Below are 14,597 nucleotides of genomic sequence, written 5' to 3'. Positions count from 1 at the left end.
GTCTCCCGGAATCAGCGCAGGTTGATGGTGGTGTTGACGCCATCGTTGACCGTATCGTCGTCGAACCAGCGGCTCGTCACGGTTTTGGTCTGGGTGTAGAACTGCACCACTTGCTTGCCGTACGGGCCCAGGTCGCCGAGCTTGGAGCCACGGGAACCGGTGAAGCTGAAGAATGGCACCGGCACCGGGATCGGGATGTTGATGCCAACCTGGCCCACATCGATTTCGCTCTGGAACTTGCGCGCCGCCGCGCCGCTCTGGGTGAACAGGCCGGTACCGTTGCCGAACGGGTTGGCGTTGACCAGTGCGATGGCTTCATCAAGGGTCGCGACTTCGATCACCGCCAGTACCGGGCCGAAGATTTCCTCGGTGTAGATCCGCATATCGGTCGTCACGCCCGAGAACAAGGTCGGGCCGACAAAGTTGCCTTGCTCGAAGCCCGGCACCTGGATGCCGCGGCCGTCCAGCTCCAGCTTGGCGCCTTCTTTGACGCCGCTTTCGATCAGCTCCAGGATGCGCGCCTTGGCCCGCTTGGAAATCACCGGGCCTACATCAGTGCCCGCTTCGCTGCCGGCATTGACCTTGAGCTTTTGTGCCAGCGCCTTGAGATCCGGCAGCCATTGCTTGGACGCCCCCACCAGCACCACCACCGAAGTGGCCATGCAGCGCTGGCCCGCCGCGCCAAAACCGGCACCCACCAGCGCATTGAGGGTGTGTTCGCGGTTGGCGTCCGGCAGCACCACGGCGTGGTTCTTGGCCCCCATCATCGACTGCACGCGCTTGCCGTGTTTACCCGCCAGGTCGTACACATGCGTGCCCACGGCGGTCGAACCGACGAAGGACACAGCCTTGATGTCTTTATGGGTGCACAGCGCATCCACGACATCCTTGCCGCCGTGCACCACGTTGAGCACGCCGGCCGGTACACCGGCTTCCAGCGCCAGCTCCACCAGCAGCAGGGTCGACAGCGGGTCCTGCTCGGACGGTTTGAGGACGAAGGTGTTACCGCAGGCGATCGCCATCGGGAACATCCACAACGGGATCATCGCCGGGAAGTTGAAGGGGGTAATCCCCGCACAGACGCCGATAGGCTGGCGCAGGGTGTAGGTGTCGACGCCACCGGCGACGTTTTCAGCGAATTCTCCCATCTGCAGGGTGCCGATGGAGCACGCGTGTTCAACCACCTCCAGGCCACGGAAAATATCGCCCTCGGCATCGGCAATGGTCTTGCCCTGCTCGGCGCTGAGCACCACGGCGATACGCTTGGAATGTTCACGGATCAGGGCTTGCAGCTTGAGCATGATGCGCATGCGCGCACCGATCGGCGTCAGCTTCCAGGTCTGGAAGGCGCGGTGCGCAGCGTCGATGGCGGCGTTGACTTCATCAGCGGTGGCAAACGGGACTTTGGCCAGCACTTGTTGGGTGGCCGGGTTGACGATGTCTTGCCAGTGGGTGGTCTTGGACTCGACCCATTCACCATTGATCAGCAACTTGACCTGTTGCACGGAAATATCGGCGGAAGCGTTCATGGGGTCTCCAAATCTTATAGTTATGCAGAGAACCAAGGCGTTGAATCGCCTTGAAGAATGAGGCGTTCGAACTGTTTTTGGAGTATAGATGTGCAAATCTCTAATAAGAACGCACATAAAAGCCGGACCAACATGCAAAAAAACATCACGTCGCTAGGCTCCCTGAACTGGGATGACCTGAAGTTTTTCCTCGAAGTGGCCCGCACCCGAAAGGCCAGCGTGGCCGCCAAGCGCCTGGCGGTGGACTACACCACCGTATCGCGGCGCATCAGTTCACTGGAAGTGTCGCTCGGCACGCTGCTGTTCGAAAAATCCCGGACCAACGGTTTTGTGCTCACCCCCGAGGGCCAGCGTTTGCTGGGCTACGCGGAGTCCATCGAAAGCACCCTGCACATGGCCTGCGAACAGGTTTCCGGCTCCGGCGTGGCGCTGTCCGGCCACGTGCGCATGGGCTGCACCGAAGGCTTCGGCAGTTTTTTCGTCACCCCGCAGTTGAGCCACTTCGTCGATACCTACCCGGCCATCTCGGTGGACATCCTGCCGCTGCCCCACTTCATCAGCCTGTCCAAACGCGAAGCCGACATCGTCATCGCCCTGGAACGCCCGGAGCACGGGCCGTATGTGTGCTGCAAACTGTGCGATTACAAATTGCAGCTGTACGCGACCCAGGAATACCTCGATCAACACCCGCCGATCCAACGCCCGGCGGATCTGGCTGAGCATCCGTTTATCAGTTATGTGGACGACTTGGCGTTCAGCTCGGAGTTGCTGTACCTGGCGAATGTGGTGCCTGGCGCCAGCGCCAGCTTGCGCAGTACCAGCGTGATTGCGCAGTACGTGGCGGCGCAGCAGGGGCGGTCGATGGCGATCTTGCCGTGTTTTCTGGCGGCGCAGGATCCGCGACTATTGCCGGTACTCGGCGAGCAGATTTCCATCACCCGCCAGTTCTGGATGTATTGCCGCGAGGATTTGCGCAAGTTGAAGCGGATCACCCTGTTGTGGGACTACATCCGCGAGGTGACGGAGCAGAATCAGGGGTTGTTGATGGGTAAGACGCGGGAGATCAGGTTCGCGGACTAAAGGCTCGCCATTCAAATGTGGGAGGGGGCTTGCTCCCGATTGCGGCGGGTCAGTTGCCGATGAGTTGGCTGATCCACTGCTATCGGGAGCAAGCCCCCTCCCACACTTTGATTGCATTTCAGATTGAAGACGCTTAGTCGGCGATCACGACGATTGCCACCCGCCGATTCTCGGTGCGCCCGGCTGCCGTGGTATTCGGCGCCACCGGCTCGCTGCTGCCCAGGCCGCGTAGCTGGATGTTTTCTTCCTTCATGCCCACGCTCTTCAACACGTTGCCCACGCTTTTGGCGCGGCGCAGGGACAGTTGCTGGTTGTACGGTTCCTTGCCCGAGGCATCGGTGTGGCCGTCCACGCGCACGCGGTTGATGCCCGCGCCCACCAGGGCTTTGCCGATGCGTTCGACGATGTCGGTACTGGCTTTATTCAGGCTTTCAATATCGCTACCGAACAGCACTTTGCCCGACAGGCCAAATGTCCAGCCGTCGTCAGCCAGCTCAAAGCCTTGTTGTTTGAGCACGGCCACTTGTGCCGGGGTCAGGCCCTTGGGTGGGGCTGTCTGGCAGCCGCCGAGGGCAAGCAGTGCCACCAGCAAGGTGATAAACATAAAACGTGCGGTCGAGAACAAGGGATCAACTCCTGTGTTGAATGTTGACGACGGGGCGCTCCGGCTCCGCCGTTTGCTGGCCGCCCGAAGACATGCGTTTGGCCTGGTACATCGCCGCATCGGCGGCATTGAGCAAGGTGCCCGGGGTGGCGCCATGCTCGGGATAAATGGCAATGCCGATACTGAGGGAGGTCACTACCTGGGTATCGCCGGGCAGCGGGATCGGCACGTCCATGCTGGCAATGATCTTGTCGGCAATGCGCCGGGCATCTTCGGCCTTGTGCAAGGGCGCCAGCAGGATCGCGAACTCATCGCCGCCCAGACGCGCTACCAGGTCATCCTCCCGTAATTGCGCGCGCACGCGCTCGGCGACGGCCACGAGCACGGCGTCACCCGCCGCATGACCGAAGTTGTCGTTGATGTCTTTGAAGCGGTCGCTATCGAGAAACAACACCGCAACCTGCTCATTAACCTTGGCGGCGCTGCGCAGGGCACGGATCAAGCGGCCTTCGAAGAACGCGCGGTTGGGCAGGCCGGTGAGGCTGTCATGGCTGGCCTGGTGGGCGAGGGTTTCGTTTTCGCTTTGCAAGTGGCTCTGCCAGGCTTCCATCTCGCCAAGCAGGGCGTTGAAGTCGCTGCCCAGGCTGTCGAGTTCGGCGATTTGCGCCGGTGGCACACGGCGGTCGAAATCGCGCTCGCTGCGGGCAGCGTGAGCCACGGCGGCAAGGCTTTGCAACGGTTGGGTGATGCCCCGTAACAGGCGCCGCGCCAGGTACAGAGCCACCCAGGCGCTGAGGGCAGTGCAAATCAAAATGCCGGCCAGGCCGCTGAGTAAAAAGCGCAGGAGGCTGCCGCCGTGGCCGACCACGTGAATGCTGCCGACGATTCGCCCCTGGTGCAGGATCGGCTGGCTGATGGGCTGCTCGAGCAAGGTGCGCGCCAATACCAGTTCGACCTGCGACAACATTCCGGTTTCCGGGCGGATCCACTGCGCCAACAACTGCCCGTTGGCATCGTAGACTTCGGCCTGGGCCACTTCTTCGGTGGAGGCGATCAGGCTGAGGGCCTCGGTGGCGGCGGCGCTGTCGTTGAACACCACCGCGGCTTCCACGGTGTAATTGATGGAACGAGCGATCAGGTGCAGGTTGTGATCGGCGTACACCCGCAGCGCCAACACCCCGAGCAGAGTCAGGGATACGCTGGCCAGCGTCACTGCCACCAACGCCAGGATCAGGTGCCCACGGCCGATGACCGAACGCAGGGTCGGTCGCACTTTGATAGCGGTCATGGCACTGGCGCCCGGCGCCGGGATAGTTGCAATACGCTTGGATGAATGCGCACGCCGCTGCGTGCGACGGAGTCCAGGTTGACCTCGAACGACACCTGCTCATCGCCCACACGCAGGCAGAACAGGCTGCCCACAGTGCATTGGTCACCGCCTTCACTGATGCTGAGCACCGGGTGACCGATCAATGAAGTAAACAACCGAGTGCGCTCATCGACGCTGAGCTTGCCGATGTACACGGCGTCGCAGGCACTGACGATATCGGGGTGATCGGCCAGCAGGCGTCGCACCACCACCGGACGACCGGTGGCCTGGGTGGTGCCTTTGATCAGGTCATCGGTGTATTGGGTGGGGCCGACGATGCACAGCCGCAGTTGCGCGGGCTCCGTCGGCCAGCGTGCGTAACTGAGGATGCCGAGTACCACTTGAGTGACTGCCTGGGCGCGGTGATCTGCGGGGCTGGGCGACTGTGCAAAGACCGACGGCACGAGCAGGCACAGTACCGCTACCAGTAACAGGCGTCTCCAGCTCGAACTACGCGCTGTGGACCGGACAGCCACGTTCATGCAGCGATTCTCTCAGGTATTTTCAAGGTGATGCCGCAACGATAGCACAGCGGCGGAAAACCCTACGAGGCAAGGCTTACGCGGGGTGCGCTATTTTTTCAGAAAAGCCCTACGATTGAATCAGAAATATTTCATGACCAGACAGTCAGTTTATTCAGTCCCTGCGTCCAGCTCCAGCATCAGCCCGCTCAAGCGCTTGACCTTCCGTCGCACCGCTTCCTCGAACACACCTCCACGCGGCTCAATCAGGCTGAACCAACGCTTGGCCCGGGTGATGCCGGTGTAGATCAACTCCTTGGTCAGCACCGGGTTCAGCGTATCCGGCAGGATCAACGCGGTATGGGTGAACTCCGAGCCCTGGGATTTATGCACGGTCATGGCGTACACGGTTTCCACATCATTCAGACGGCTGGGCAGCACAAAGCGCACACCGCCCTGGCCATCGTTACGTGGAAAGGCCACACGCAACACCTGCGGGCCGCCGTCGCTTTCCGGCAGTTTGAGGGCGATGCCGATATCGCCGTTCATCAAGCCCAGGCCGTAATCGTTGCGGGTCATCAGCACCGGACGACCTTCATACCACTGGTCGTCGCCTTCGATCAGCCGCACTTTGCGCAGCGCGGCGGTGATGCGCAGGTTCAGCCCCTCCACGCCCCAGGGGCCTTTGCGCACGGCGCAGAGCAGTTGAAAGGCGTCGAAGGCTTGCAGCAGTTGTTGCGCCCAGTGGGTCCAGGCGGGGGCTTCGCGGGGGGTGTCCAGGGCCGGACGGGCGCTGCGCAACAGGTTGAGGTAATAGCGATAGCCTTGGGCTTCATCGCCCTGCCCGTCCAGTACCAGGCGCTCCAAGGCGTGGTCGTGCTCGCCCTTGAGGCGCAGGCAAAACAGGTCAGCGTGAGTGCGTGCAGCCAGCAATTTGCGCGCCTCCTCGGCATTTTGCTGGTTGACCCAACGTGCCAGCTGGCCGATGCCGCTGCCTTCACCAAACCTGCGCGAGTAGCGCAGCATAACCACTTGCTGGGCCAACGGATGGCTGCCGTCGACGTCTTCCTGCAGGCCACTTTTACCCAGGTCCTCGCCGCTGACGGCTTGCAACCATTCACGGGTTTCGGCGCTGTACCAGCCCGCTTCAGCATCACGGCACAAATCGCCGAGCACCGCACCCGCCTCCACCGAAGCCAGCTGATCCTTGTCTCCCAGCAAGACCAATCGCGCATGCGGTGCCAAGGCATCCAGCAGGTTGGCCATCATTTCCAGGTCGATCATCGAGGCTTCGTCGACCACCAGCACATCCAGGGGCAGCGGGTTGCCAAGGTGGTGACGAAAATGCCGCGTGCCCGGACGGCTGCCCAGCAGGCGGTGAACGGTGGTGACCTGGGTCGGGATTTTTTCTCGCACGTTGTCCGACACGTTCAGCGACAGGACCTGTTGGCTGATGGATTCGGTCAGGCGCGCAGCCGCTTTACCGGTCGGCGCCGCCAGGCGGATACGCAGTGGGTTGCCGGTCTCGACGGCCGGGGCCTGCAAGAGCGCGAGCAAGCGCACCACGGTGGTGGTCTTGCCGGTGCCGGGGCCGCCGGTGACGATGCTGAAAGCCCCACGAGTGGCCAGGGCGCAGGCGAGTTTTTGCCAGTCGATCACGCCATCCGGGGGGGGTTGGTCAAACAACCGATCCAGGCGTTGCGGCAAATCGGCAGCGTGGCTTTCCTGAGTTGCCAGGCGCAGGCGCAAGGCCATGTCGATGCGCCGTTCGTAGGTCCAGTAGCGCCGCAGGTACAAGCGAGTGCCGGACAGGACCAGCGGGCGACTGTGGGCAGCCTCACTGCCATCCACCGCCAACGCCACCAACTGGCTGGCGGCCAGCGCATGGCACCAATGCGCGCCGTCAAGGCCATCCAGCAATTGCGACGGCAGCAGCATGGCATCGGTTTGCACGTCGCCTTCGGGCGGTAATGACAGGGCAAAGTCCGGCGCCTTGAGGGTTTCGAACAGGTCGAGGCATACGTGCCCGTGGCCCAGTTGATGGCTGGTCAACGCTGCCGCCAGCAGTACCAGAGGGTCGGCCTGTGGGTCGAGTTCGTGCAGGAAACCGACAAACGCTTTGTCCAGGGCTCGCAACCAGCCACGCTCTACCCAACGATCGAGGAGTTGCACCAGGTCGGTGGCGCGTTCGAGCGGTTTCAATGCCTCAAGCGGCTGGGGCGACAGGCTCATAGCAGAACTCCTTGTTCCCAGGCGGGTTCAACCTTGGGCGGGATGGGCTTGCCCTGGAACAACAGGTCCAGGCCTTCGATCAGCGCCCGTGGCGGTCGGGTGAAATACGCGCCTTTGCTTGCAGACTGGGTGCCACGCAGGAACACATACAGCGCACCGCCGACGTGCCGGTCATAGTCGTAATCCGGTAGTCGAGCCTTCAACTGGCGGTGCAGGGCCAGCAGGTAAAGTACGTATTGCAGGTCGTACCGATGCTCCAGGATCGACTGTTCCATGGCTTCCAAGGTGTAGGACGAGTCGTCGGGGCCAAGCCAATTGGATTTGTAATCGGCCACGTAATAGCGCCCGGCGTGCTCGAAAGTCAGGTCGATAAAACCTTTGAACATGCCATTGAGCAACACCGCTTCGGCCGCCACGCGGGAGGCACCGTTGTGGGTGAACTGGCACACCCACTTATCGAGGGCGAGCACGTCGACCTTGTGGCTGGCGAACCAGAATTCCATTTCGATCTGGTAGTGCTGCAGGCTGTTGAGCGTGACCAGCGCGTTATCCAGCGCAAACGGCGTGCGCAGTAACTGGCCCAGCCAGCCGCTGAGCGTCACGATCCAGCCCTCCCAGTTGCGTCGGTTACAGCGCGCACCCACGGCTTTTTCAATGGCTTCGGGGGTTACGTTGAAGCCCTCCTCTCCCGCCCATTCCAACAGGCCGTGGAGGAAGGTCCCAGGATTCGGGCCGCGTGGGAAACGATGAATGTCACCGCCAGACGCTACCACTTCACGTGGTGCGTCGGGGTCGAGGCGTTCATCGTCGAACAGTTTCTGGGCTTGCGGGCTTTCCGGTGCTTCAAGGCTTGCGGCGCTCATGCTGTCGCCGATTCTTAAAGCGCTGTAGGAAGCGATCCACCAGTTTTCGGCAGCCTTGCGCTTCGGCAGCAGAGGCGCGAGCAACGTGGCTTCATTGCGTGGTGGGTGGAACACGCTATCTTGCGCTTCGGGCACGTGGCCATAGTCGATAGCGGCGCAGCCCGCCTGTAAATCCAATAGCCAGCGCGCCAACGCAGCGGACTCACTCAGAGAGGCGCCTGCGCCGAGCAGATAACCCAGCGCGGACAGGTGCAAGACCGAGCTGCTGTTGTTACCGCGCTTGAGGTCGGCGATACCGAGCCAGCAAGCGTGTTTGGCACGGGTCAGGGCGACGTAGAGCAAGCGCAGGTCTTCGGCCAGACGCTCATCGTCGGCCTGGGCGATCAATTCGGCGGTCGGCCGCAGACTGACCTGGGCCTTACCCTTTTCATCGTGATAATGCAGCGGTAAGCGGCTGCCATCCACCGGCTTGGCCGAACAGATAAAGGGCAGGAATACCAAGTCGTATTCCAGGCCTTTGGATTTGTGGATGGTCACGACCTTGACCAGTTGCTCATCGCTTTCCAGGCGCAGGATCTGTTCTTCACCCGCCTGGCCGGATAGCGCCAGGTGTTCGGCCAGATGGCGGATCAACGCCTGCTCACCGTCCAGCTCCGAGGCGGCCTGTTGCAGCAATTCGCTGAGATGCAGCAGGTTGGTCAGCACACGCTCGCCATCGCTACGGGCGATCAGGGTTTGCGGCAGTTTGAAATCATGGAGCAGGCGTCGCAACATCGGCAGCACGCCCTGGGTGCGCCAGATCGCGCGGTAACTGCGGAACTGCATGACGCGGGTCTCCCACGCCAGTTCGTCCTGGTTCAGACGTTCAAGTTCATGCAGCGACAGGTTCAAGGTGACGCAGGCCAGCGCCGCCCGCAGCGGGCGCTCGACGTCAGGTTCGGCACATGCCTTGAGCCAGGCGAGCAGGTCATGGGCTTCCTGGGCGGCGAAGACTGAGTCTTTATCCGACAGGTATACGCTGCGCACGCCACGGGCGGCCAATTCGGCGCGCACGGCCTGGGCTTCCTTGCCGTCGCGTACCAGGATGGCGATGTCTGACGGCAGCACGCCTTTGAAGCTGCCGTCCGGTTGCAGGAAGCCTGCACTGCCTTGTTGCCCGCCATTGAGCAATCCAACAATGTGCGTGGCACAGGCGGCCGCCAGTTGTTGACGATACACCGCGTTGGAAATCGGTTGATCGGTGGGCAGGTGCCAGAGGTTCATCGCCGGCAGTGTTTGCCCATCGACCTGCAATTGCTCCTTGCGGCCTTGGGACAGCACTGAGTGGAACGGCACGGGGTTGTCGCCATTCGGCTTACGGAACAGGAACGCGCCACGCCCGGTTTCCGCCCGTTGGAACACATGATTCACCGCCTCAACCATTGCATGGCTGGAACGGAAGTTGGTGCCCAGGGTGTGGTGACGGCCAGTGGTGGCCTGACGGGCACGCAGATAGGTGTAGATATCGGCGCCACGGAACGCGTAGATCGCCTGCTTGGGGTCGCCGATCAGGAACAGACCGCTGTCGAGGTGGTTGTCCTCGATGCGGTAGATCCTGTCGAAAATACTGTATTGCACCGGGTCGGTGTCCTGGAACTCATCGATCAGGGCGACCGGGAACTGCTCGCGGATCACGCTGGCCAAGCGCTCGCCCCCCTCGGCGTGCAGGGCGGCGTTCAGACGGATCAGCATGTCATCGAAGCCCATTTCGGCGCGGCGGCGTTTTTCATCTTCGAAGCGTTTACCTACCCAGCCGGCGGCGTGTTGCAACACGGCGGCGTCGGGGGTGGGCAGCGCGTCGAGGGCCGCCTTGAGGCCGGCCATGGCGTCGATGCCCGGGTGGCGTGGTGGCTCGCCCTTCCAGGCTTCGGCCATTCCGTCGGGCGTCAGGCGTGTAAAACCGGTGCCGATGTCGAGTTGCTCAAGGGTTTCGTCGGCGGCCCAGGCACTGATTTTTTCAAACCAGGGTTCGAAGTAGCGGGCTTGCATCTTGCGGCCATCGACGGTTTTGGCGGCCACGGCTTGCAGGCAGATATCGCGCAGCTCGGCGGCCCATTGCTGCCAGGGCGCCTTGAGTTGGATCAGCGCTTCGCGGCGTTCTTGCAGGCAGGCGTTGATCAACTCGGCCGGCTCGCGGGTTTCGTCCGTCGGCCGCTCGCTGCCGAACAGCGCGCGAACCCGTGGCATCAATGCGGCCGGGCCCCCCCAGTGATTGCGCACCCAGTTAAGCGCGTCGTCGCGCATCGGGTAGCAGAACAACCGCCAGTAGTCGCGCAGCACTTCGCCGAGCAAGTCGCTGTGGTCGGTTTCCAGGGTCTGGGTAAACAGGCTGCCGCTGTCGAAAGCGTGCTCACGCAGCATGCGCTGGCACCAACTGTGGATGGTCGAGACAGCGGCTTCATCCATCCATTGCGCGGCAATGTCCAGCCGGTTGGCACAGGCGGGCCATTGCTCGGGGAGGTATTGATCGCGCAGGTCGGCGATCAGCGTATCCGGTGGCTGGATTTCATCGCGAAAGAAGCGTGCGGCTTCGGCCAGGCGGATGCGGATGCGTTCACGCAGTTCTTTGGTCGCGGCGTCGGTGAACGTTACGACAAGGATTTGCGGCGGTAACAGTTCACGGCCGAAGCCTGACTCTGCGTCACCGTGACCGAGGACCAGGCGCAGGTACAGGGCGGAAATGGTAAAGGTCTTGCCGGTGCCGGCGCTGGCTTCAATCAGCTGGCTGCCTTTGAGCGGGAAGGCCAGGGCCAAGGGTTTGCTGCTCATGTGCTGGCCTGCGAACTGGTGAGCGATCGCCATGGGGCGTTGATCAGTGGGCGGTACAGGGTTTCGCACCAACCTTCAAATTCTTCGCTGGCGATAAGCGTTGCGTAATCGGGAAATTGTCGGGTGAGCGCCGGAGTTTCGCGGCGTTCGCCGTCGTGGGTCAAACCGTCGCCTTCGTAGGCTTTGCTTGCAGCCGCCTGGGCCTTGGCGGGATCGGTCTGGCCGAGCCAGGCGAACGCGGTTTTTACGGCTACCGGAAGCGGTTTGCGCATGCCAGTGTGCCAGGCCAACAGCAGGTTGCCGAGGATTTCCTGGGCCGCCGATGGTTCCAGCGGGGCCAGTACCAACGTGTCATCGCTCGCCACCAGAGCGGTACTGAGTGAAAGACCGCACGCACAGGCCACCACATGATTGACCCACGGGCGAATCAGACGATGCCACTTGCGCGCCTTGATCGAACCGATGCTGTTGGGGATGGTGGTGACACTTAACAGGCCGCCATCGTTGCGCCGATGCAGACCGCTGATCCAGCCTTCCAACCGAATGCCCTGACGCTCAAAACTGACCGGTTCTGCCCCTGTGTGTGGGGTTGGCCAGAGCGCCAGCAGTTGCTGGTAGCGTTGCAACAGGCCGGGTAAGGGCTCGATCAACTCGTTGCGCAGACACTCGCCAAAACCGACCATGGGCAACAGGCCACTGCCTTGCAGACGCAGGGCTTGGGCATTGAGCGCGTGGTCCACGTGATCGGGTCTGACCAGCGCGGCGTTCAGCAGGCTGTCGCTGAGGCTGTAGCGTTGCAGTGCGTCGAGGACGAAAGGTTCTTCATCGGCCAAGGGCACTTCGGCGGCTTCAAAGAACACTTTCAGACGCTGGCTGAAGAAATGTTTGACCGGGTTACGCAGGAAGTCCTGCAACTGGCCGAGGCTCAGGGGTTCTTCTTGTTGGTGATCGGCCAGTTCGTATGCTTGCGCCATGGCGTCAGGCGTTTCGTGCAGCAACTGCCATTCGCGGGCGTAGCTGAAGAGCGGATCGCCCGCGTGAAAGTAACGAGCGCTGAAGGGTTGGAGCGGGTGTTCCTGGGTCATTGCGTCGATCAGCGGTGTGTGTGGTTGTGCGTTCTGCCAGCCACTGGCGAGATGGTCACGCAGTTGGCCGATCAGTACCGAGGCCGGGCGATCGCTGTTGTCACGGATGCTGCGGCCCACCCAACTGATATAGAGCTGGTCGCGGGCCGACAGCAGCGCTTCGAGCAGCAGGTAACGGTCGTCTTCGCGACGTGAGCGGTCACCGGGGCGGTAGTCGCTACCCATCAGGTCGAAGTCCAGCGGCGGTTGGGCACGTGGGTAATCGCCGTCGTTCATGCCGAGCAGGCAGACCAGCTTGAACGGGATCGCCCGCATGGGCATCAGCGTGCAGAAATTGACAGCGCCGGCGAGGAAGCGCTGGGACAGACGCCCCTGGTCAAGGCCGGCCAGCCAGGCTTCACGGACGACAGTGAGGGGTAACTCGTCGTATAGGCCAACGGACTCGCAGGTCTCCAGCCAGGTCTCCCTGAGTTGTTCGAGTTGGCCCAACAGGTAGTCATCGTGTTCGCTGCTGGCCAGGAAGAAGCGTTGCATCAGACGTTGCAGGCGCTCACCCCATTCTTGGGGAGCCGCAGGTTGCGAGAGTGCGTGATGTGCATCACTCAGCGCGTCAAGCAAGGCCACCAGAGGGCCAATCAGGGCAGCGTCGAGGCCACCGATTTCATCATAGGGCTCGATGCCTTCGTAGGCTCCACCGGTGCCGACCGCATAGCCCAGAAGCATGCGGCGCAAGCCAAATCGCCAGCTGTTTTGCTCCAACTCATTCGGCAGCCCCAGGCCGGCGCGCTGTTCGGCGTTGAGCCCCCAGCGCACGCCGGCGCCTTCGATCCAGCGGTGCAGCGTCGGCAGGTCGCGTTCCTTGATGGCGAAACGTTCGCGCAAGGCGGGGACATCGAGCAAGTCGAGGATTTCACTGACGGGGAAGCGGCTGTCGGGGAGTTTCAGCAGATGTTCGACGGCGATCAATAGCGGATCGCGACCGCGTTGGCCCTGGTCGGTGAGGGTGAAGGGGATAAAGCGCGGGTCATTTCGCTCCAGCTGTCCGAATACGGCGCGAATGTGCGGCGCATAGCTGTCAACGTCGGGGACCATGACGATGATGTCTCGGGGGCGCAACGTGGGGTCGGCACTGAAGCGTTGCAGCAACTGGTCGTGGAGGATCTCCACTTCGCGTTGGGCGCTGTGGGCGATATGGAAGCGGATTGAAGTATCGCGCTCCAGATCAACAGCCGGCCATAGCTCGCGTGTTTCATTGAGCGGGCGCAGTTCGAGAATGTCGTCCTGCAATTGATTGAGCAACGTGCGGGGTTCACTTTCACTGAACAGATCGATGCGGCCGTCACGGAACGCGGCGCGGTAGCTGTTGGGGTCGTCGTAGCTGTCCAGCAGGCTGATGTAGTCACGGCCTTGTTTGCCCCAGGCGGCGAGCAGCGGGTGTGCGTGCTGATGCAGGGTTTGCGGGTCGAGGGTGACCGGCATCCCGGTTTTACGTGCCTGGCGTTTATATTCGTTACGCAGCAAGTCTTTGTCAGCGACGATGTCGGACCAATGGTGACGGCATGGGTTGTGAACGCACAGCAGCACCTGGCTGAAGCGTGCCAGACCGGCGAGTGCTTCCAGCGCTTGGGCGGGCAGCGATGAAATGCCGAACACGATCACCCGCGACGGTAGACCTTCAGGGGCCGTCTCCAGTGTATTGATGCGCTCGATGAAACGTTGGTGGACGCCTGCACGACTCTCGGCCATGCCTTCTTCCCCCACATCCAGCAACAACGCTCGCCACAATTCGGCTTGCCAGCAATTGGCGGGGTTGAGCGGCTTGGATTCGCCTCGTCCGTTACGCAGTTGATGCCGGCCGGCTGCCCAGTCTTCCAGCCAGTCGGCGCGGTAAACCTGGTATTGGTCGAACAGGTCGGCCAGGCGCTCGGCGAGTTGGTAGCGCTTGCGCAAATCCGTGTCGTGGGTAAGGAAGCGCTGTAGCGGCTCGAAATGCGGCTGGTCGATGAGTTCCGGGAGTAGGCGCATGAGACGCCAGGTCAGTGGAGCTTTATCGAGCAGGGATTTAGGCGGGATTTCGTCACGGCCCAGGACCATTCGGTAAAGCTGCCACATAAAGCTGCCGGGGAGCTGCACATCGATTGCGGCGGCGATTCCGCAGCCGCCCATGTCGTCATCCTCCGGATCTTCAGCCAGGGCTAGCTTGAGCCACTGGGCGATGCCGTTGCTTTGGACCAAGGCGATCTCGTTTTCCAGGGGCGCCAGAGGGTAGCGTCGCATCCAACTGACCACCAGGCTGCGCAGTTCATCCAGGCGGTTGCCGTGAACCACCATGAATCCAGCGCTGAGGGACGTCGCTTGCGGCATAACGGCTTCCTTGGGAAAAGCAAAATCGAGGCGTGGACTTTAGCATTGAAGACCATCTCGATGAGCCCCTACGCATTTTCGATCGCCCAAAACAAAACCCCATCTGCTTTCGCAAATGGGGTTTCGGAATTTAATCTTGACGATGACCTACTCTCACATGGGGAAACCCCACACTACCATCGGCGATGCATCGTTTCACTGC

Annotated in this window: 8 protein-coding genes; 1 reads left to right on the top strand and 7 read right to left on the bottom strand. The window is 61.9% G+C overall.

Annotated features, from left to right (window positions below):
* Window positions 1-11: 11 nt before the first annotated feature.
* Entirely contained in the window at window positions 12-1,529 is a 1,518-nt protein-coding gene (locus tag JBE38_RS15365; protein WP_090368537.1) for a CoA-acylating methylmalonate-semialdehyde dehydrogenase, read from the bottom strand.
* 132 nt (window positions 1,530-1,661) lie between these two features.
* On the opposite strand from JBE38_RS15365, the gene JBE38_RS15360 reads away from it, so the two are divergent.
* Window positions 1,662-2,609, top strand: a complete 948-nt coding sequence (locus JBE38_RS15360) for a LysR family transcriptional regulator (protein WP_104994826.1) — start codon at window positions 1,662-1,664, stop codon at window positions 2,607-2,609.
* 133 nt (window positions 2,610-2,742) lie between these two features.
* Here the strand turns inward: JBE38_RS15360 and JBE38_RS15355 are convergent, their stop codons facing one another.
* The 6 genes from JBE38_RS15355 to recC all read right to left on the bottom strand — a co-directional run bounded on the left by JBE38_RS15355 (window position 2,743) and on the right by recC (window position 14,395).
* On the bottom strand, window positions 2,743-3,234 hold the full coding sequence (locus tag JBE38_RS15355; protein ID WP_060754424.1) for an OmpA family protein: 492 nt from the start codon (window positions 3,232-3,234) through the stop codon (window positions 2,743-2,745).
* A 4-nt stretch (window positions 3,235-3,238) separates the two neighbouring features.
* Window positions 3,239-4,501, bottom strand: coding sequence for a diguanylate cyclase domain-containing protein (locus tag JBE38_RS15350; protein WP_161550029.1), 1,263 nt, complete (start codon window positions 4,499-4,501; stop codon window positions 3,239-3,241).
* Window positions 4,498-5,064, bottom strand: a complete 567-nt coding sequence (locus tag JBE38_RS15345; RefSeq protein WP_060754426.1) for a YfiR family protein — start codon at window positions 5,062-5,064, stop codon at window positions 4,498-4,500. Before JBE38_RS15345 ends, JBE38_RS15350 begins: the two co-directional genes overlap by 4 nt.
* 150 nt (window positions 5,065-5,214) lie before the next feature.
* Entirely contained in the window at window positions 5,215-7,275 is a 2,061-nt protein-coding gene (gene recD, locus JBE38_RS15340) for an exodeoxyribonuclease V subunit alpha (RefSeq protein WP_205344604.1), read from the bottom strand.
* A complete protein-coding gene (gene recB / locus JBE38_RS15335) occupies window positions 7,272-10,946 on the bottom strand; it encodes an exodeoxyribonuclease V subunit beta (RefSeq protein WP_205344758.1) in 3,675 nt (1,224 codons plus the stop codon). Before recB ends, recD begins: the two co-directional genes overlap by 4 nt.
* A complete protein-coding gene (gene recC, locus JBE38_RS15330) occupies window positions 10,943-14,395 on the bottom strand; it encodes an exodeoxyribonuclease V subunit gamma (protein ID WP_205344603.1) in 3,453 nt (1,150 codons plus the stop codon). The genes recB and recC overlap by 4 nt, the downstream gene beginning before the upstream one ends.
* Between the last annotated feature and the right edge of the window lie 202 nt (window positions 14,396-14,597).

Origin of the sequence: Pseudomonas sp. ICBG1301 (assembly GCF_016918385.1) — a bacterium.
GTDB classification, from domain to species: Bacteria; Pseudomonadota; Gammaproteobacteria; order Pseudomonadales; family Pseudomonadaceae; genus Aquipseudomonas; species Aquipseudomonas palleroniana.
The sequence above is the reverse complement of the archived record's forward strand: the minus strand, read 5'-3'. Positions and strand labels throughout refer to the sequence as shown.